The sequence below is a fragment of the Marinobacter sp. G5_S1_61_S3 genome (genome assembly GCF_054968585.1).
Map to the genome: position 1 here is coordinate 45445 of NZ_JBQKUK010000015.1, position 20528 is coordinate 65972.

General features: G+C 46.6%; 17 protein-coding genes. All 17 read right to left on the reverse strand.

Annotated elements, in window-relative coordinates:
* Window positions 1-9: 9 nt before the first annotated feature.
* Entirely contained in the window at window positions 10-1779 is a 1770-nt protein-coding gene (locus ACTRWH_RS15350) for an SLC13 family permease (RefSeq protein WP_462826564.1), read from the reverse strand.
* Window positions 1780-1785: 6 nt separating this feature from the next.
* The gene (gene cysC, locus ACTRWH_RS15355; RefSeq protein WP_036210023.1) at window positions 1786-2406 is read right to left on the reverse strand and encodes an adenylyl-sulfate kinase; all 621 of its coding nucleotides are present in this window, start codon (window positions 2404-2406) and stop codon (window positions 1786-1788) included.
* 33 nt (window positions 2407-2439) lie between these two features.
* Entirely contained in the window at window positions 2440-4380 is a 1941-nt protein-coding gene (locus tag ACTRWH_RS15360; protein ID WP_462826565.1) for a polysaccharide biosynthesis protein, read from the reverse strand.
* A gap of 208 nt (window positions 4381-4588) precedes the next feature.
* Window positions 4589-5146 carry a sugar transferase gene (locus ACTRWH_RS15365; RefSeq protein WP_041336363.1) on the reverse strand — a complete coding sequence of 186 codons (558 nt, stop codon included), beginning with the start codon at window positions 5144-5146 and terminating at the stop codon, window positions 4589-4591.
* Window positions 5147-5192: 46 nt separating this feature from the next.
* Complete coding sequence (locus ACTRWH_RS15370; RefSeq protein ID WP_462826567.1) at window positions 5193-6137, reverse strand: NAD-dependent epimerase/dehydratase family protein; 945 nt, start codon at window positions 6135-6137, stop codon at window positions 5193-5195.
* An 18-nt stretch (window positions 6138-6155) separates the two neighbouring features.
* A complete protein-coding gene (locus ACTRWH_RS15375; protein WP_041332454.1) occupies window positions 6156-7298 on the reverse strand; it encodes a glycosyltransferase family 4 protein in 1143 nt (380 codons plus the stop codon).
* 516 nt (window positions 7299-7814) lie between these two features.
* Window positions 7815-8717: a glycosyltransferase gene (locus ACTRWH_RS15380; RefSeq protein ID WP_462826568.1), complete on the reverse strand. Its 903-nt coding sequence runs from the start codon at window positions 8715-8717 to the stop codon at window positions 7815-7817.
* Window positions 8718-8748: 31 nt separating this feature from the next.
* Window positions 8749-9861 (reverse strand): O-antigen ligase family protein, encoded by a 1113-nt coding sequence (locus ACTRWH_RS15385; protein ID WP_462826569.1) that lies wholly within the window; start codon window positions 9859-9861, stop codon window positions 8749-8751.
* A gap of 150 nt (window positions 9862-10011) precedes the next feature.
* Window positions 10012-10986, reverse strand: coding sequence for a glycosyltransferase family protein (locus tag ACTRWH_RS15390; protein WP_462826570.1), 975 nt, complete (start codon window positions 10984-10986; stop codon window positions 10012-10014).
* A 402-nt stretch (window positions 10987-11388) separates the two neighbouring features.
* Window positions 11389-12459 carry a non-hydrolyzing UDP-N-acetylglucosamine 2-epimerase gene (gene wecB / locus ACTRWH_RS15395; RefSeq protein WP_462826571.1) on the reverse strand — a complete coding sequence of 357 codons (1071 nt, stop codon included), beginning with the start codon at window positions 12457-12459 and terminating at the stop codon, window positions 11389-11391.
* Window positions 12460-12476: 17 nt separating this feature from the next.
* On the reverse strand, window positions 12477-13826 hold the full coding sequence (locus tag ACTRWH_RS15400) for a polysaccharide deacetylase family protein (protein ID WP_041332451.1): 1350 nt from the start codon (window positions 13824-13826) through the stop codon (window positions 12477-12479).
* Between the two features lie 136 nt (window positions 13827-13962).
* Complete coding sequence (locus ACTRWH_RS15405) at window positions 13963-14943, reverse strand: GNAT family N-acetyltransferase (RefSeq protein WP_041332450.1); 981 nt, start codon at window positions 14941-14943, stop codon at window positions 13963-13965.
* A 112-nt stretch (window positions 14944-15055) separates the two neighbouring features.
* Window positions 15056-16228, reverse strand: coding sequence for a DegT/DnrJ/EryC1/StrS family aminotransferase (locus ACTRWH_RS15410; RefSeq protein WP_462826572.1), 1173 nt, complete (start codon window positions 16226-16228; stop codon window positions 15056-15058).
* Window positions 16212-17177 carry a sulfotransferase gene (locus ACTRWH_RS15415; protein WP_462826573.1) on the reverse strand — a complete coding sequence of 322 codons (966 nt, stop codon included), beginning with the start codon at window positions 17175-17177 and terminating at the stop codon, window positions 16212-16214. Before ACTRWH_RS15415 ends, ACTRWH_RS15410 begins: the two co-directional genes overlap by 17 nt.
* 10 nt (window positions 17178-17187) lie before the next feature.
* On the reverse strand, window positions 17188-18423 hold the full coding sequence (locus ACTRWH_RS15420; RefSeq protein ID WP_462826574.1) for a polysaccharide pyruvyl transferase family protein: 1236 nt from the start codon (window positions 18421-18423) through the stop codon (window positions 17188-17190).
* 86 nt (window positions 18424-18509) lie between these two features.
* Entirely contained in the window at window positions 18510-19049 is a 540-nt protein-coding gene (locus ACTRWH_RS15425) for an acyltransferase (protein WP_082040478.1), read from the reverse strand.
* 12 nt (window positions 19050-19061) lie between these two features.
* A complete protein-coding gene (locus ACTRWH_RS15430) occupies window positions 19062-20528 on the reverse strand; it encodes an oligosaccharide flippase family protein (RefSeq protein ID WP_462826575.1) in 1467 nt (488 codons plus the stop codon).

Consider the following 20528-nt stretch of genomic DNA (forward strand, 5'->3'; position numbering starts at 1 on the left):
CCAAACAGCTCAAAATCCCCAGACAAACGGGATCAAACCGATAGCGGTTGAGCCTACGAGCAGGCTCAACGGAAAGCCCAAACGCACGTAATCCATGAACTGGTAGCGGCCGGGGCCATAAACCATGAGATTGGTCTGATAACCCAGAGGCGTAATAAACGACGCCGAAGCAGCGAACATCACGGCCACGGCAAACGGCAGGAAATGAACGCCTAATTGTTCAGACACCGCCAACGCAATCGGAAACATAAGCACTGCAGCCGCGTTGTTGGTGATGACTTCGGTAAAGGCTGCTGTGAGGATATACACCAACGCCAGAGCGAGCCAGGGCGTGAGCGGGCCGAACAGGCCCAGCAGGCTGGCGGCTACCCACTCGGCCCCACCGGTTTCCGTCATGGCATTGCCTAGCGCAAAAGAGGCCGAAATCACCACCAGTACTGGCAAATCCACACTCCGGCGGGCACGGCTGGCCGTAATGCACCCAGTGACAATCATTGCGCCCGCGGCCAGGAAGGCCGCCTCTATAATCTGTAATAGCCCGGTAGCACTGGCCACAACCATCAACAACAAGATTCCCAGCGCCCGGGGCGCCCGGTGAAAATCCGGTGGCGTGGAATCGTTCAGGGCGCTGACCAACAAAAAGTCCCGGCGGAAGCGGTACTGCTCCACAAACTGGTGGCTCGCTTCCAGCAACAGGGTGTCGCCCATCCGAAAGGTGATGTCGCCCAGCTTGCCCGGCACCCGGTTGCCCTCGCGGGAAATGGAGAGAATCGCGGCGTTAAAGCGAGTACGGAAACGGCTTTCCCGCACGGTCTTCCCCAAAGCCGTGAACTCCTGGCCCAGCACCACTTCCACCAGGCAGCGCTGATGATTCGCCAGGTCCAGCTTCTGGATACTGGCATGGGCGGGTTTCAGGCCTTGAATCCGCCGCAGCTCACTGGCGCATTCCGGCGCGCCCACAAAATACAACTTATCCCCCGGCTGCAGCATTCGATCCGGCTCCACCGCCGTAATCAGCCGGCCACCCCGGTCGATCTCCGTCAGGTAACCGTAATTCAGTGCGCGCAAACCAGCCTGAGCCACGGTTTTGCCCACCAACGGACCAGCGGCGTCCACTTCCACCTCTACGCCGTATTCCCGAACCTGCTCCAGCTCCTCGCGCATGCCTCCCCGGTCCGGCAATATGCGAGATGCCACCAGCACCAAATAGCATCCACCCACCAACAACAGCGGCACGCCCACCCAGGCCAACTCAAACAACCCCAGATTAATACCCAGGCGCGCCTGCAGCATGCCATCCACCACCAGGTTGGTGCTGGTACCAATCAACGTGCAGGTGCCGCCCAGAATGGCGGCGTAGCTCAAGGGTAAGAGAAGGCGTGAGGATGGAATACCCAGGCGCTGGGCCCAGTCCTGAATGGCGGGGATGAACATCGCCACAACGGCCGTATTGTTCATGAAGCCGCTGAGGATACCTGTCGGCGCGAGCATCCGAAGCTGCGCGCCTTTTTCGGTTTTCGGATGCCCGAGTAGCAAACGGGCAATCCACTGAACGGCCCCGGTTTCTTTTAGGCCGGCGGCCACCACATAGAGCGTTGCAATGGTAATCACGCCCGGGTTTGCAAACCCTGCCAACGCATCCGCCGGCCCCAGGATGCCGGTAATCAACAAGAACGCCAGGGCCGACATCAGCACCAGATCGGCCGACACCCGGGTAATCACCAATGCTGCCAGAACCGAGAACAAGGTAAGCAGGGTAACAATGGCTTCCCACGCCATAGGCGCTTACGCTCCGGTGGCTTGTGGCGACGTAAAGATCAATTGCCGGTCCAGCAGGTAACTGATCAAGCGATTTACACAATCATCCACCGACATCTGAGACGTATCCAGGCGCACTTCCGGGCGTTCAGGCGCCTCATAGGGGGAATCGATACCCGTAAAGTGTTTGATCTTTCCCGCCCTGGCCTTTTCATAAAGACCCTTTGGATCCCGCTCTTCACACGTCTGAAGCGGGGTATCCATGAACACCTCAATGAACTCACCCGCCGGGAACAGGTTACGCACCAAGCGCCTATCACTGGTGAAGGGTGAAATGAACGCGCTGAGAACAATCACGCCGGAATCGGTGAACAACTTACTCACCTCGCCAATACGGCGAATGTTCTCAACACGGTCTTCATCAGAAAACCCCAGATCCCTGTTCAGGCCATGGCGCACGTTATCGCCATCCAGCAGGAACGTGTGGTAACCGCGCTCAAACAAGGCAACATCCAGAGCATTGGCAATGGTGGACTTGCCGGAACCACTCAGTCCGGTAAACCACAACAGGCACGGGCTCTGGTTCTTTATGGAAGCGCGATCAGCACGGGTGACTTTCTGGTGATGCCAGACGATATTTTCAGACATGAAACAGCAACCTTGCTCTTGAAACGTATTTTCTTACACCGACAACCGGTGCACTTTATCGCCCTGGCGATCCGCAGCCACAACATCGGACTGCCCGTTACACCACACCAGATCCTCCAGGTTGCCGTTGGGCGCGTAACCCGTTTTGGCATTCTTAAGTACTTCGATAATCGCGCTGCAATCGAATGCCTGGCTCGCCCGCTGCAACTGACTGAGGAAGTCTTCTACCTGCTCCCAGGGAAGATAAACTTCCCGTGCCATCATGATTCGTGGGTGCGAAGTACCTTGCGGATCGTCACCAATCAACAGTTCTTCATACAGCTTTTCCCCAGGGCGAAGGCCGCTAAAGGTCACCTCAATATCACCTGCGGGATTGCTTTCCGTTTTCTCTTCCAGCCCCATCAGGTGAATCATCTTGCGGGCCAGGTCCGCAATCTTCACCGGCTCGCCCATATCAAGCACAAACACCTCGCCACCCAGGCCGATACTGCCGGCCTGGAGAACCAGTTGGCTGGCTTCAGGAATGGTCATGAAGTACCGGATAATGTCCGGATGGGTAACGGTAACCGGGCCACCATCGCGAATCTGATCCCGGAAAAGCGGCACTACAGAACCGGAAGAGCCGAGTACGTTGCCGAAACGCACCATGGAGAACACCGTCTTTTTCTGCCGCTGTGCCAACGCCTGCAGCACCAGTTCCGCCAGCCGCTTGCTGGCCCCCATCACATTGGTGGGGCGAACCGCCTTGTCTGTGGAAATCAGTACAAAACGTTCAACACCGGCTGCAATGGCGGCTTCAGCCGTGTGCCAGGTGCCAAACACGTTATTCTGCACGCCTTCTATCACGTTATGTTCAACCAAGGGCACGTGCTTATAGGCGGCTGCGTGGTATACCGTCTGCACACCAAACGCCCTCATGGCAGACTCGCAGCGGCGCCGATGCCCCACATTACCGAGTAAGGGATGCAACTCTACTCCCAGCCCCTCCACCCGATTGATGGAACTCAGCTCACGCTCAATGGCGTACAGGGAAAATTCGGACTGCTCGAACAGCACCAACGCGCGCGGACGATGACGAATAATCTGGCGGCACAACTCTGAGCCAATCGAACCGCCCGCGCCAGTGATCATCACGGATTTTTGGTACAGACTCTTGGCTACAACGGCAGAGTCCGGCCGAACCGGGTCTCGCCCCAACAGGTCCTCGATTTCCAGATCCCGGATATCATTAATCCGCGCCTGGCCCGCCACCAGTTCCGACATGGAAGGCACGGTCTGGACCGGAATCGACAAAGGCTCAAGCTGCTTCAGCAGTTTTTTGCGATCAATCTGAGTACCTTCATCCAGCGCAAGCAGAATCCGCTGCACATGGTACTTCGGCATATGCTTGGCGATGTGGTTAATGCTGACGACGGGCAAGCCATTGATCATGGACTTATGGTTCGCTCGGTCAAATGACACAAAAACGACAGGCCGGTACTCGGTGCCCTGCTCCAGAGCGGATGCCAGTTGCATGCCTGTTTCGCCCGCACCCACGATAGCAACCGCTTCTTTCGCCATCTGCTTGGGATGGTTCACGATCATCCGCACACCCAGGCGGGTGCCGCTGACAAACAGGAAAGCAAGTGCGCCATAAATAATGGGCACTGAACGAGGCACAAACACCTGCAACAAGTAGCCTAAGGTAATCAGCGTTACGCTCGAGGCTATTACCCCATAGATGATGGTGAGGAACGCTCGGTCACCAAGATACCGGATAACCGCCCTATACAACCCTAGGCGAACGAAAACACCAATGGTAAATACCACTGTAATGGCAGCAATCGTGAGTTGTTCTCGAGTAGGCAACCAAAGATGCTGTTCCAGGCGCAAGGCGAAAGCAGCCCATATGGCAAAAAACAGAAAGAACGCGTCCGACAGAACGGACACGACCCGCTTTTGAAATCTGGGAAGATTCAGGAACGCCCTAATCAAGAAATTACTGTCCCCACGCTTTGCCGACCTGCTCCTGCTCACAGGGTTACCTCCCGCTTCCATCGAGATTGGAACTCACTGTCCATCGCCCATCGCCATTCGTTGCCATCAGTAAACCCAGATTTCAATGCACACAGAATGGCACCTTTAACAGTATAGGACGGCCCCGCAAGTAACACGGAATTAAACATTCGAAACCCTCTGGCACTTAGTCCCTTCCAGGAACCCTGTCGCCGGCACCTTTGCCAGCAACTGTCATAAAGATATACTTAAAGTAAGCACCCATCGTTAAATTCTCTAACATCTTCTGGTCTGTCTCTGCCAAGAGCCGCGGGGTCGACATATCAATATCTTTGACTTGGGCTAGCCCCGTAATCCCAGGACGCGCAGACAAAACACCCCGCTGCTCCCTTTCTGCTATCAGTTCTTCTTGGTTAAACAAGCAGGGCCGAGGCCCAACCAAACTCATCTCGCCTTTGAGCACATTCCACAACTGGGGCAATTCATCCAACTTTGTTCGACGCAGGAAGCGCCCGAACGTGGTAATCGCATCGACGTTTGCTAAGTGACTGGCCACAGATGCCGTGTCTTTCGTCATCGTGCGGAATTTTACCAGAGTGAATGGCCTCTTATTACGACCTACCCGCTCCTGCGTGAAAATAGGAGAGCCTGTATCAAATAGACCTATCACCGTCAGTAGCAGTAGAACCGGAAAACCAACTACCAGCCCTAGCAACGAAAACACAAAATCAAATAATCGAATCACAGATAACATCCAATAGAGAACTATTTATTTTCCACCAAACTTTCGACTAGCCAACCGGATGCCCCACCGCTCTGGCCATACCTTTCGCCACAGATATGGGAGGGTGCCAGCCCAAAATGTCACGGTTTTTGGAAATATCCACCTGCAAAGAACCGAGTAGACGCTTTGCAACTGCACTCTTGCCCAGCAAAGATGCCCCGAACAGCAAAACTCTGGCTGGCACTGGAATCAAACGGGAACGCCTCCCCATGGCCCGGGCAATCGCGCGCAACAACTCAGTAGTAGAAAGGTCTTCCCCGTCGCTTACCAAAAAGACCTGATTGGCAGCGGCAGGATGCGAGATGCAGGTAATAACGAAGTCAACCAGGTTATCCAGCGCGACCAGTGAACGACTGTTTTGAACAGCACCAAGAGGCAAAGGCAATTCTCTGCCTACCAGCTTCATCATACTGGCGAAGTTACCCTTTACTCCTGGCCCGTAAACCAAAGGTGGGCGAATGATCACCATTTCCATTCCAGTCTCAGCCGCCAGCTCCTGAAGGCCCTGCTCGGCCTCCAGCTTAGAAATACCATAATGATCTTCAGGTGCTGGCGTATCTTCAGCGGTGAATGGCTCGCCCTGGGGCGTCCATTCACCATTAACCTTTATGGAACTTATATAGATAAAGCGCCTCACGCCAGCTTCCACCGCTTGACGCGCAAGATTGAGAGTGCCCTCCACGTTAACCTTGCGATATTCCGAAAGCGGATCAGACACCTCGTCTTTCATAATATGGGCGCGGGCCGCCGCATGAATAACAACCTGCTGATCAATTAGTGCAGTAGTCCAGTCGGTATCAGCATCGATGCCGCTGATCTCCACTTCACGCCCACACTGAGTACCGCCAATCCATCTTACAGCGCAGGTCAACAGATAAGCCTCCTGCTGATCAAGCACCTCAGCCAGGCATTTACCGACAAATCCGGTTGCGCCAGTTAGTAAGGTATTCACAGAAGCTCACGCTCGAAGTTAGCCGTCACCTTGTAGGTCCTCATAAATTCGCAAATGCTGGTCAACGATTTTCTCGATTGCAAAGGCATCCTCAGCCAGCTTTCTGCCCGCCTGCCCCATTCTTATTCTTAGATCACTATCTTCGATCAGACTCTGAATCGCATCAGCCAACGCAACCGCATTTCTAACCGGCACCAAAAGCCCGGTCTTACCTGGAATAATTGCATCACGACAGCCAGGGACGTCCGTGGTAACAACTGCCCGGCCACACGCAGCAGCCTCAACCAAGCTTTTCGGTAGGCCTTCACGGTAAGATGGCAAACATACGATATTGGCGTCGGCGTACTGATCTGCAATATCAGAGCGATAACCAAGAGTTCTCACAACACCATCTTCATGCCAGCGCTTAACGTCTTGTTCCGTCACACTCGTCTGGTTACCAGGGTCTGGAGAACCTATGAGCCGCATCGCCACAGTCACACCGCGTTCACGTAAGATACTAGCCGCTTCTACGAACTCAAACACGCCCTTGTCTTTAAGAAGCCTGGAAGCCATAACCACCACTGACTCACCCTCAGGCTCGGACCGGAATGGATAATCGGACAATGCCACGCCGGAGCCTCTAATAATTCGGGTTTCACTTTCCTGCAGGGCACGACTTGAAAGTAACGCTTGCCTATCATCAGGGTTTTGAAAGATAACGGCTAACCGCTTTTGCTTAAAGGCTACAGAGTAGAGCCGAGTAACGACCCATTTCCTAAACTTGGCAACAATTGAACCAGCAATAAAGACCGTACCCAGCCCAGACACAGCAGAAACCACACTCGGAACTCCTGCTATCCGGGCAGCCAAACCACCATACAGCACAGGTTTAATAGTAATCAGGTGCAGCACATCAGGTCCCAGACGACGAAACAGCTTGAACAACTGTACTATCGTTTTCATCTCGACTAGCGGGTTTTGACCACTACGGACAAATGCAATTTCGTGATGCTTGAAACCCATAGCCTGAATTATCGCCACGGCCGCGCCGGATGCAGATGCAATATGTACTTCATACCCGGCTTTTTTTGCTGCAACTGCCAATGGCATTCGATGGGACAGGAAGAACTCAGCCGTATTTACTAAAAAAAGGATTCTTTTTGCTCTATTTTGCAACACAATCTCGTCTTAGTTTGAATAACATCACATCAACCAGTGGCTTGAAAACCACCGTCAGTTGGAGCCAAAGAAAGCTGAGAGCTTCAGGCACCGATTCTTAGTGCACGCAACATTCGAGCCCATAACTAGTAACCGTTCGATTGAAGACCAAAAAAATGCTGTGCAGCGTCAACGGAAAAATATGACTTAAATAGAGGAGGCGATTGATTATGGACCAATTGCAAGCAGTAGGCGCAAAACAAAGCTGGTAGTCGCCATAGCGGCAGACTATCCCGCGTTAGCGTCATTGGCCAACATTCGTTATTGTACCTATGACTTCAGAGAACATAGATTATCCTCATGTAAGTAAAACATCACTGTACATTATGTTCAAGAAATCGGCTACTAATAAAGGGGCTCAACAAAAATTCACATTACACCCACAATCGCGACGACATAGGCACGCAACCGAAATTAATAAATTTCATTTACTCCCCTATCGACCCACAGCACTATTTTCGATACGTCAGAATAATTTCAACTAATTTTCTTAGCCAGTCTCAAAATACCGCTGGGAATCAAACAAATAATCGTACTCAAGCAACCCCAAATTATAGAAATTCCAAACAATGGCTTTATTATTGAAATACATGTTTTTATATCTTTATCTTTCGCAGATCCAGCAACATGCCTAAACGCAATTTTGCACAAATACTTTTTCAGAGATAAATTATTATTGATTAACTCTCTGTTTTCTGAAAAATATATAACTGGATAAGGAACTCCGCCCTTAACTCGCTTTACTCTATTAACATCAAAGTCACGATGAACAATAACCAGAGTTTTTCCACTGGCCGCTACAGGACCATTTAATGCACACTTAATCCAAAAGAATAAATCCTCACCAACTTTAATGCCTTCAGGAAAGCCACCAATCGCTAAGAACATAGATCGTCTAACAGCTACTTTAGAGCTATTAGCGACGCTTCCCTTCGCCGATGACAAGAAAAAGTCATGGACGTAACCTTCTTCTGATTCACCAAATGCATGTGATGGACGATACCTACGTGCTGCATCCTGTATAAAATGGGCCAAGCAAACCAAATTGGCTTCCTGATAGAGACTTATCAAACGAGACATCTCTTTTAGGTATCCAGGACGCCATTCATCATCCGCATCCAAGAAACATATAAACTCTGATCTGCAATACTGAACTCCGGAATTTCTTGCACATGAAACCCCTTTATTCAATTGATTAATCAAAACAATATTTAACTTAGAAACCTTTTTGTACTCTTCGATGTTATTCAACGAGTTATCATTAGAGCCATCATTAACAACGACCACAGAATCAACAAACTCGCTTTGAAGCTCTATTGAAGCCAATGCTCTTTTAATAGATAACTCTTTATTAAAAACAGGGATTACCACATCAAACATAAAATACTTACATTCAAAATAATGGAATTAATTAGTTTAATTCCGGCCTGTGCCTATCTCTACTTATATTACTTGACAGACACACTATGACAAGGTACGAGAGAAAAACCTGAGTACTAACAAGAAACTCGCCAGCAAAACTAGCGATAGCCAGCGGTAGGGCGGAAATGAAAACGACTCCTTTACTGGCATTCGAAGTATAAGATTTGCTAGCAACAAAAAATATAAAAAACATCAACAGCAGCATAGCGCAGCCCAAAGGGATCCCAAAACCAGCGAAAACATAAATATAACTATTATGCACAACGAATCCATCTAAAAGCGACCCATCACCGAGCATCGGATTGATCTTAATTATTTCTAGCCCCTTCTCCCACGAACTAAACCTATCACCCAAAGACCTAATATCAGAAACATCATTTTGAGCTAAAGATTCAGAAGCGTCTAAAAACCGGTTACTCACTTCATAACTTTTATTTATATAAACTCCCACCACTAAAACCAACACCAACATACATAAAATCAACGCAAGATTGCCTAAGGATCTCATTCTGACAATAACAATGAAAGCAAAACTAACTAGAAATGCAATCAGAGCGGTTCTTGAACCAGAAAGCATAATCATCAACATACAGGCACTGAACAATATTGATGAGAGCAGTATTCTTTTTGTAATGAAAAAATGATCAATAATAAGAAGAGCAAGCCCGGCAACGACTACGCCAAACCAGTTTGCATTAAACAAAGATGAATAGACCCGAGGGTCAGTGGACTCGGCAGATCGTAATTTCGCTTCACCCCAAATTAACCTAACAACTTCACCAAACCAAGGAACATTGTAGTACTGAACTAGTGCAACCAGAAAAAGACCAAGAACAATTACGGATAACGCTAACTCTGAAGATATACTTTCGAAGAGTCTGCAATTTACAACAAAAGCAACTGAAAAGCCATAAAACACAATCTTCACAACTTCCGGAAGTAAATTATAAGATCCTGAAAAAGTTATAACAAGAAAAGACGAAAAAGCAATTAAAAACGCTCCTAGCAAAGCGAAAGCTTCCAGATTTGAAATTGTTTTTCTATAAATAAAACTAGCTGCGATCAACAAAAAAAGAAGGACGTCGCCAAAATAGGTGCTCATCACATTTCCGAGAAATGGCGGGTGTGGCCTAAAAAAAATCACAATCACCACCAGCCAAGGAAAAACTGAGCTTAATCTAATTTTCATCGGCGACGAAAATTATAAAAGCAGATACTAAACGAGACACTCTCTGAAACAATATATCATTCATCAAATTTGCGCCGTCTTCTTAAAATTTAATCTACTTTCCTCGCGGAGGCATATTATTTCTTTATTAACACCAACCCAATCAATTCGACTACTTTCGGATAACGACTCGACGTCAGTAACTACTGCATTATATTTTTGGAACAAATTTCGTGCTTCAACCATACCTGAAGATACGACACAGGGAACCCCCATTACCATAGACTGAAAAAGTTTGTTTGGAAGACACCCCTTAACATTTTCTGAGCTTGTGTCATAAAGCATCAGAACACCCGCATAATTCTTTATAAAACTTAAATCCGATGGCGAATATCTTCCTCTAAAATCACCTCCACTTTTACTTACGAGCGAACTTATAGCTTCTTTGTAAGATGCGTCACTGTTGCTTGAGAATATTCCATACAAGTCGACTTTAAACCCCTTATTAACAATTTTCTCAAGAAGAGAAACGTCTAACCTTGTTGGCTCAATCAAACCGAAGTATAAAACTCGTCTCATATCCTGAGAACGTTTATCACGCGAGGTTTCACACGCGAGTACGCTCGGAGGTACACTATAAACCACGGGAGCAAGTACCTTATACTCCTTTGATATGTGAGATGACAGATGCTTGCTTACTGTTATAACAGGTATTTTTAGGATTCTTAGAGAGGTGTATTCTAGCGCTTTGTAGAACGATATAAGGATTTTTGTTCTCATTTTTGGATAAGGTTCAAGACTTGCTATGTCATGCATGTCATATATTAGATCATGCTTTCTTCGGAAAATTTTTGTTAATACATATGATATCAAGAGAGAAGCTAACGAATATTGTTCGTGAAATACGACTGTTTTTTTCTTCTCGCTGACTAGAACTTTAAACAGTGACCAAGGCAAAGTAAGAACGTCTGCAATAAAAAACTCACATTCAGCATAGGAGGATTGGGCGTAAACTCTAGCTCCTTTGACGGCCCTATCACTTACAACGTGGTAAATCATTTTTTTATTTCACTCATTTATATTACATTAACAGATTTTTTCGATCTAAATATATTATTTGTCAGATTACAGTCAAGCTAATTTTACATCTAATTACCTAAAATTTTATATCAATATATTGGAGCTGTCGATATCAGTATTGACGCATTGACTATATAGCCCATCGTTCAAAAGGGAACGACTTTCCCCTGCTGGGCCAAGCACCCGACAGGTGCTGTCCAGCTAATTATAGAACGGAAACCCAACTCTGTCTTGTAAAGATACTTAAGGAACAAGATTTTTCGTGATTGTAAATTGAGGCACCGAGTCTTAAATCCTCAGTTTTAGATTTTTCAGGATAACACAAACATACTCACAGCAGTTGTTGAAATCTTGCCTGCTAATTGGAGCTAATACCGACCACTATGAAATAGAGCTTGATAAGAGCTTACATATTTCACTTCCAGATGAGCCACTACCATAGAGATGATCCTTAGATTCAAAACTACCACTTTTCAATATCGCCTTTGCTATCTCTTTAGGTTCGCTTCCCACCAATTTATTAGCCTTTATATCAACCAATTCAACCCACTCTGTTTCGGCACGCATGGTAATACACGGCTTCTTATGAAAGTAGGCTTCTTTTTGGACGCCACCTGAATCCGTTGCTACTACCCTACAGTTCGCTTCTAACCAAACCATCTCAAGATAGCCAACAGGCTCAATCAAATATATATTAGCTGGCAAAGGAGCATTCACATATGCCAACTTAGCTCTTGTCCTCGGGTGGATAGGTAGAATTATAATTTCGCCGCTACAACCAAGTCCCGTAAGTATGTTTCTTAGCGTTTCCGCATTGTCAGTATTCTCAGCTCGGTGAATCGTACAAAGTACGAAATCGTTGCCTTGAATAGTAAGCTCTTCTGGTAAAACTGGCTTTCTTGCCTTTTCCTTGTAAAAGAGAGAGGCATCATACATTACATCGCCGACAAGTTTGATTTTCTCTACTGGGATACCTTCATTTATCAGGTTCTGCCGTCCGCTTTCTGTGGGAGCAAATAGCAGATCTGCGATATGGTCAGTCAACACACGATTTATTTCTTCAGGCATCTTCCGGTTGAAGCTACGCAAACCTGCTTCCACGTGTGCCACCCGTATATGCAACTTCGAGGCTGCTAAAGCACCTGCAAGGGTGCTGTCGGTATCTCCATATACGAGCACCCAGTCGGGCTTGACTTCGTTCATCAAACCTTCTAGCTTTTCGATCATACGCCCGGTATTTTGCCCGTGTGTACCCCCGCCAACACCTAGGTTGTAATCGGGCTTGGGAATATTCAACTCTTCAAAAAAGACATCGGACATATTGGAATCGTAGTGCTGACCTGTGTGTACTATGGTTTCATGCACGCCTGGACAATGCTCACTGAAAGCACGGGACACAACTGCAGCTTTTATAAACTGAGGGCGAGCGCCGATAATGGTCATTACTTTCATAGGACCTTTATTCCTCATCAATTGTTACTTATCAAACGGCGATAGATATTGAAATCTTCCGTTGTGTTGAAAAAGGAGTTGTGCCACAAAAGGGTGAATAGCCCACCCACCGCCCTGCATTTGTTCTTAAGTTCATTGAATTTGAGAAATGCTGCTTCTGTTGAACCCAGCCCAAGATATCGTTCCGCAATCACGGTGCAATCCATTGCCACTAATGGGCGAATTCGCAAAGGAAGAGCTTGGTCGGTTGTGACGTCAAACGCGGGATACTCAAAGCAGGTTCCACAGCGAAAGCCAGGTCGGTCCGCATAGCTAAGTGTACTGTCGTAAGACAATCCAGCGTCAGCCCAAGCTTTAGGTGTTATAGCCTGATCCCAGCGTAAAAAATGCATGCGCCCCCCCCATACACGTTGATCGATACCTTCTTCGTCACAGACTCTTTTCAACCTCTGTGCCTCCTTTCGGATTTCATCAGGGCAATTGAAGGTGTTGTAACTGGGATGGAGCCCAATCTCATGTCCACGTGAGTGAATCTGCCTCATCAGAGCCCGTATTTGAGGCATTTCAGGGTCGTACTGTGCATCTTTAGCAGTTTCTGTGCGGCCACAGATGAAATAGAAGGCACTGGTGAGTCCATTCTTTTCGGACTGCCTCATTAGCCAGTCGAAAGTGTTGACTGGGTCACATGGATGGATTTCCCGCCGGCTGTTCAACCACATCCAAGATCCCATCAGAGCGGACCTGAGATCCTTTCTGACAATTATATCGCCACCTACAGTACGAAGCAGGCGCCGTGGCTTCTGAAATGCATAACGGGCCGGGCTATCTACATCATGGGAAACCTTCACCTCAAAGTTATGCTTTTTGAGTTCGAGTTGTGGCCACACACGCTGAATGATCTGTCCCAGTATATTTAGCCATTCATCAACTATTGGACGCTCGAGATAGTCATGCTGGAAGGCGTGGGATGAGGTCGCCGGGAAACGGTAGTGGTTGTCGAGATCTTTTCTCCCTATTTCTTCTTTGCGGGTGAGCATCCAGTAGGTCAGGCCAATTATGTCAAAGTGAACCCTTGCTTCCCTATGGGAATAGTCTACTAGCGGCAAAGAGAGCTTATGACTGCCTGGTGCAGGAATCTTCGAATCAATGCATACAACAAAGCCCTCGGATTCTGCATCCCAGTGATCAACTGGAAAACCTGAACTAGACTGATGAAACATCGGCTCAAGTCGATCAAAAATTACTCGCCCCAAACGTTCTGGCATATTTAAAACCAATGAATCTTCTGCCTCTTTTAGAGAAAATTGGGCACCAAAGCGCTCGAAAAATAATGTCTCTAACCAAAGGAGTGCGTTTTCCGTATACATTAGTAGACTAACCTACGCTGCTTTGAATGCTTACTCTTGTGGGGCATCGGAGTCCAATTGAAATGCTTAGTTTTCACAGACGACGTAAAAACCTGAACCATTGAATTTGATTATGCACTAAGGACCAACATTGGATTTACGGCGCTTTGCGAAGAATCTCGCGCATACAAAACCCGGCCTGGAGAAATCTAGAATCTGTGCGCTCTACGCTAAAGTAAGGTACCTGCATAGCGCCAAATGCCCTAAAGAAGCGCTCAACAGGCTCTAACATGGAACCTTCAAAGTCATAACGTATTGCGTACTTTGATGCTTCTTGAATCGCCGACCAGACACAAAGACTACCTGCACCGCTTTGTCGAAGGTCGGGATCATATCCATTCAGCAATTGATACGCAGTGTCGCCCTCCCAAACAATGTAAGTTCCGGCATGAAGCTTTCCCTCTGCATCCTCGCCTAAGATAATCGCTCTTTTATTTACTGCGGCGGCAGACTGATCAAGGCTGTGAAGAAACTGCTCGGAATACGGAAGTGGTTTACCCTGTCGTTCAAAGGTCTTGCGCAATACTGGAATGAGTTCCCCAATATCTTCACTAATTCGAGTGCGAACCCCGAACCTTGTTTCGGCTTTTCGAATATTCCCGCGAATATCCCTCTGCAACCCAGACCAAAGCTCCTCACTATTTGAGATGTCGGGCAAAACATAGGTGTACCGCGTACTCTGCTTATATCCACGCCAATGAAAGGGCAACCAGTTCGAACGCGCACTATCCCAGCTCTGTCGATACCAGTCGAACGGCGGTAACCCGTCGGCGAGAGCACCGAGAATATCTTTCTCCATCGCCAGTGCATTGGCATATTTGGCGTTACTCGGGCGCACCCAGGGACCAAGGGTCTGAGTCAATCGTGGTTGAGTTAGTAATTTTTTACCCCAGAACTTAGACCAAACATAAGGAAGCGAGCCGACGATCTCATCATTTTTCAGTGCTAACACGGCACTCCAATTCTGTGGGCCGGCAACTGCATCAAGCCACCATGCCTGAGAAAACAGGGGAATCGTTAAACACTCTGAACACAGAGCTCGGTACCGGTCGCTGGAATCCAAAACATTTAGATCCATGGACCACCCCTCCTATATTTCTCTGCGGTGGGAGTTTCGCTATAAAGCATCCGATACAATGATGCCAATAATCGATTCCTAGCAACCCGTTCTTCGCTTATAACCAACCTGCTCACAAATGCTCCCTAATGACCGAAATTATGTTCTCAATTTCGCTAACTTTCATTTTCTGGTGAATAGGTATATCCATCCAGCAACTCGTTACCTGATTTGCGTTTGGGGCCGACTGAGGCGTATTACCGGTGATCAATTCGGGCCAGTTAAAATTACCAGCTCGAATCCCCCTTTTACACAATGCAATTGAAATCGAATTTAGCTGTGCAGGTCCACCGACAAATACTTTTTGTTTCAACCAAGCTGGTTGGATATCTTGCTGCATAACTGGCCAGCTAACAAGCGAGCATTTCGAAGAAAAAATCTCAGCATTTGCATTCCGTATAGAACGGATTTTAGGATATCTCTCGAGACATAGGATGCCAAGTTCGGCTCGTATCGAACCAATTGATGTGCTCACATCATAAGTAGGCGCGCGACTAAATCTGTAATAAGCCCGTCGAAAAATCGATGACATACCTTTCTTGGTTTTATTTATTCTTGATCGACGTAAATTCATCGATTTCATAAAATTAATAAGCAAATCATATTCATATGAAGGATCTATAGTTGGTAAGGCCTGAGGAGCATTTCCATTTTCTTGAAACATGTCCTGAGAATTAATAATAGCTATACCGCCCCACCCTAGAGAAATTGGCTTGTCATAGCTAAAACTGAATATGGCGGCATCCCCCCAGGTTCCCACTTGCCGTCCATCTATATAACCACCCAACGTCTGAGCGCAGTCTTCAATAAGTAGTATTCCCTTAGCATTGCAGAAGTCACGCGCTTTCCTCAGATCAACTGGAACACCATAAAGATGGGTCACTATCAATACGCCAACCTGATCAGTAATCGAATCTAAGACTATATCCCAATTAAATCTTCCAGGCTGAAATTCGAAATCATATGTTTGGACCTCGCAATTTGCAGCTTCAATTGCCTCTTTCACTCGTACACAGTTGAGAGCAGGTACCATTACTACAGGTCGCCTATCCTTTCTAGCTTTCAATAACCCCTCTAGCGCAGCCTTTCCACTTGGTGCTACCTGTAATCTACTTTCATGAACACCAAGAAATTTTCCAAATGCACAGAGGAAATTTTCAACTGATGTATCACTGGCATTTTCACGTGCAGTATCCACATCGCTTAATGACCAGAACTCTTCAACAGTGTCACGATTTTCGAACATAGTTTTTCAAACTTTCAAATAGCTCTGGATCAATACGTACTTTTTCACGCCGCCTAAATGGTTCAGGAGCAGAAAATCGCCTCGCAACTTTACATCTATTCGCTTGAAAAAACTCATCTAACCTATTCATTTCTTTTTCGGGATTCACACAGAGTTCTTCATAGCTCAGTCTGAAACAACATTTAGGATCAACACCGCTGATAGCTAAATCTTTATCGATCGTCGAGTAAATATGCCGTATCTGCTCTACGACTTGTTGATGCGCTGGTAGTTTTTCAAGCTCCGTGACTGCAGGTGGCTCCATAGACCACCACTTTTCATAGTCATCGTAAACTCTTTTTCTCACCTCAAGTAGCGAATGTGCATTGTCCAGTTCATCCCTTACCATTATTATAAAAAGTGATTCGGGAATGTATTTAGTGATTGGCTGAATACGCAGAGCTGCATGTGGGTTTTTAAAAAGAACGGGCTTTCCAAATGCTCTTATCAATGATGCGACGGATCCACGGAAACACTCCATATTACGATTACTTACGCCTCCTAGATCAACATACCGTGGCTGACGCCTGAAAAAACGATACCACCACTGCCCACACTCTGATGGATCATAGGGCCTGTCTGTCCTTCCATGGACGGAGTGATAACTAGATCTCGGTCGATCGTGAATGGGATGGAAAACCATTTCTGCTAAAGCAGGAGCACCAAAATATTTGCCATGGAAGTTGCTTAGGTAACCGACGTCAAACACATCAGTGATCACTTGCATCGCCAGTGTGGTACCGGACCTTGGAGCACCGAGAAAAAAGATCGGAGGATGCGCCAGCAAATCTTTAGGCTTTCTATACAGAAGAGCTTCTAGTTGCGCAAGTACTGGACCGCCGAAAATTCGAGACAGTTTATTTATCAACTTTTCTACGAATAATATAGATTTAGAGATATAAAATAACATAAAAAGTCTACTACAATCGGGTCTTTCTGACAGTTGATTTGAGGCCGCGTTTTAAAACTCTCAAAGCTCGATTAATTTGACGCGATTGGCCAGACTTATTCTCTGACTTCAAATATGATGCGGTTTTTAATATTTCGTTATCATTTTGCAATTCTGTTTTAAAATTCCAAAATGGCCCAACCGAACTATCATATACTTTACTATTGTTGGCAATGTTATTCTGATTCAAGAATTCAGACCACCTCCCCCAACAGACGTTCTGCCTTTCATTGAAACCTTCAAAGTCTGCATTCATAAATGCAGACAGGGAACCTTCCTTTCGAATTTGCTCGCCAGATGCACTCGGAATCTTGAAGTAATCTACAATTTCACGAGTTCTTATATCCCAAGACGATAGTACCGTAGGCACGCCCTGTGTAAGACCGCATATCGCCGCATGTAACCTTCCGGACAAAAGAGCCTTCTGGTTCCCAATCTCTTGATACCAAGCTTGGTACGACTCAGGAAAAAAGCCACCGCTCGAAACTGCATACTCTAACTTGCTTTGAGCTTCATTTTTTGAAATACCTAGATGCTCACTGATATTTCTACTTAGCCGGGCACTTTTGTTCTCTAAGAATAGCTCCTCATCCATAACATCCTGCCCAATTAACCTGTGATCACAGAGCTCATCTAATAAATTAACCGCAATACTCCAGTGAAATGGAACTGCAATATCCCTTGGGGATTCAATTCCTGACGGCTGGATTTCACCCGCAAAGTTCGAATACATAGTAGGGCAGCCAATTGGAACGACGTTTTCTATCCCTTGGCGGTGCAAGTAGAGTGCGGACGCAGCACCTCTAACACCAATCCAATTATTATCGACGGAACACAGCTCTAGTAGTTCTCTTACGCTCCCATGAACGTTATTACTTCCATCCTGGCCTGCGTCTAGCCCTCCAGACAGGAAAACCGTTCTAAGGTCAACACTTTTTAAAAATTTTACCAGCTGACTAACATTTCGATTCGGACCAAAATGGCTGGCAAGTGAGACTATACAAACATCATAGTTGTTCCTGATTTTAGTCACATCAAATTCTGAAGCTATGTCAAGATAGTCAGCACCAAATATTGAAATAATAGAGCGTGTTATAAATGACGCTCCCATATTAGTTGACCGCATCGACGCCTGATAGTCAGACACCGCCGTGCGAACTGATGACGAATAATATTCTGGGGTCAGGCCAACTACCAGTACTTTCATATTGACATCCAAAACTTCTACCTCAGTTTGTAAAATACCTATTAGATTCTTAGATCTAGGCGCAGATCAATTAGATCCAATTTATATCAGCTAACGCCACCGTATGGCTCCAGTTTCTTAACTACCCTTGCTGGCACGCCCGCCAGAACCTGATCACCTTCAGGAAATGACTTGGCAACCACTGCACCAGCAGCCACCACAGTATGCTCTCCTATGTGCACGCCGGGCAGTATTGTACAGTTCGCTCCTAGCCAGGAATTTTTATTGATCACAACTGGACCGTCAGATATATAGTTATGAAAATTATTTACATCATGGTTCATTGAAATTATAGAAACTCGAGGTCCAATCCATACATTACGGCCTAGAATAATTCCATTTCTACCGTCAATATGGCAAGAGAGAGAAAGTCCTGGCGTTCTTGTTCCTCTTTGGATATTTTCAGGCTTTATCACTCTTGAGGTAGGATGTACCGGCCAAGGTACTGTTCCATTTATCCTAAGTATTTTCTGAAGAAACCAATGCTTCAAGACTATCTTGGCAGAATGCTCATTCCCACTTTTCATGTATATAGGCCACAAAATAAGGAGAGCACTTTCTATTATATTTTTAAAAAACCTAATCACAATTCCACACTCTCATTTCAGGACCAACTTTAAGGGCGGGACGACCGACATTAGAACTGACAAAACAAAAAGAACTATTTTTATGTAGAGATAATTTTCAGATGGATCTAGCATGTAAAAACCAAATAAAGCTGGAAGAGCACATAGTATCGAGTACGGTAAATATTTAACAAGTGGAATCCATAACTTCTGCGCATCTTCATCCACTAAATCTAGAATCTTCCAAAACCGGCAACAGTAGACCACCGATCTACCAAATGTGAGAATGGCCACTATGGTGATGATGTCATTAAACCACCAACCACCAATAATTATGGAAGCAGCAGTAGTTAGAAGAAAAGCCAACTGGAATATAAGAGCATAGCCATGACGCTCAAGTATTAAGAAAACTCTTCCTGGAGGCGTAGTAACAAATTGAAAAAACACTCCAAACGACATCCAACTTGCCAATTCACCAGACCGCACCCAATTCTCACCAAACACCACGCTGAACACTTCTGGCGCTGAAATAATCAATACCATCGCAATAGGTAGACTAGCAGCCACCATTTTGTAATAGATATCTACAACGAGAGAACCTAACGTTCCCTGTAGCTTCGCTTCTACGGCTTCACTATAAAAAACATCCCCCATTGATTTGCTAATAACTCCAATAGGTAATGACAGAACCCGATGTGTAAGAGCGTATAAACCTGCTGCTACTGGCCCGATAATTATGGCAATCAACAGGGGTGGCAACTGGGCCCCTCCTGCACTTGACAACCCACTCCAAGTCGATACCAACGGAAAAGACCGGTAATCTTTGAGGGACGCTTTGATTCCGGAAACTCGAACTTGTGCGAAACGCCTCCTATCCCTGATTAACATGGCCCCTAGCTTGTACAAACCTGCTGCCTGTCCCACGACCCTACCTATCAACAATGCAGTAGGCCCGAGAGTATACCCACCAATCTGTATGCCAACCGTTCCCAAGCTTTGAGTTAATTTGGTTTGAGCGATAGCACCAAACGCTCTTTTACGAATGGCCCAGTAGTTTAGAACCTCGTAAGTGCCCACAAGCAAAAGGCCTAGCGGCAACAACCAAAGATAACCTGCCAACAAAGGGATATTAAGAGCTGATGCGATGGTTTGACTTAACGGAATAACCACAGCAGCCGTAAGCGAAGCTATACATACCACTACAGCCAAACTAAGCACAGTAACGTTTGCAGCCTCCTCGTCGGTCTTAGGAAGAGGAATAGCAAGTTGGTATCGCAGGCTAGCAACGATACTAAGGATACTGAGTAAAGAGGCAAACACGGCGAGCACACCGAAATCTTCAGGGCTATATAGCCGTGTAAGGATCGGGGAAGCTGCTACTATAATTGCCTGCCCCGCCACAGCACCGCCAGCGAGGAGGCTAGCGCTACGAGCGAAGCGACTCTTTGGCAGTATCCGCTGAACGATAGCCTTTAGCTTTTTAGTAGCCAAAGGAGACAC

What these genes read in the sequence shown, in the direction of transcription:
- wecB (WP_462826571.1), bottom strand. Translation starts at nt 12,459, where the DNA reads ATGAAAGTAATGACCATTATCGGCGCTCGCCCTCAGTTTATAAAAGCT.
- ACTRWH_RS15390 (WP_462826570.1), bottom strand. Translation starts at nt 10,986, where the DNA reads ATGATTTACCACGTTGTAAGTGATAGGGCCGTCAAAGGAGCTAGAGTT.
- ACTRWH_RS15405 (WP_041332450.1), bottom strand. Translation starts at nt 14,943, where the DNA reads ATGGATCTAAATGTTTTGGATTCCAGCGACCGGTACCGAGCTCTGTGT.
- ACTRWH_RS15410 (WP_462826572.1), bottom strand. Translation starts at nt 16,228, where the DNA reads ATGTTCGAAAATCGTGACACTGTTGAAGAGTTCTGGTCATTAAGCGAT.
- ACTRWH_RS15415 (WP_462826573.1), bottom strand. Translation starts at nt 17,177, where the DNA reads ATGTTATTTTATATCTCTAAATCTATATTATTCGTAGAAAAGTTGATA.
- ACTRWH_RS15385 (WP_462826569.1), bottom strand. Translation starts at nt 9,861, where the DNA reads ATGAGCACCTATTTTGGCGACGTCCTTCTTTTTTTGTTGATCGCAGCT.
- ACTRWH_RS15420 (WP_462826574.1), bottom strand. Translation starts at nt 18,423, where the DNA reads ATGAAAGTACTGGTAGTTGGCCTGACCCCAGAATATTATTCGTCATCA.
- ACTRWH_RS15350 (WP_462826564.1), bottom strand. Translation starts at nt 1,779, where the DNA reads ATGGCGTGGGAAGCCATTGTTACCCTGCTTACCTTGTTCTCGGTTCTG.
- cysC (WP_036210023.1), bottom strand. Translation starts at nt 2,406, where the DNA reads ATGTCTGAAAATATCGTCTGGCATCACCAGAAAGTCACCCGTGCTGAT.
- ACTRWH_RS15380 (WP_462826568.1), bottom strand. Translation starts at nt 8,717, where the DNA reads ATGTTTGATGTGGTAATCCCTGTTTTTAATAAAGAGTTATCTATTAAA.
- ACTRWH_RS15400 (WP_041332451.1), bottom strand. Translation starts at nt 13,826, where the DNA reads ATGTATACGGAAAACGCACTCCTTTGGTTAGAGACATTATTTTTCGAG.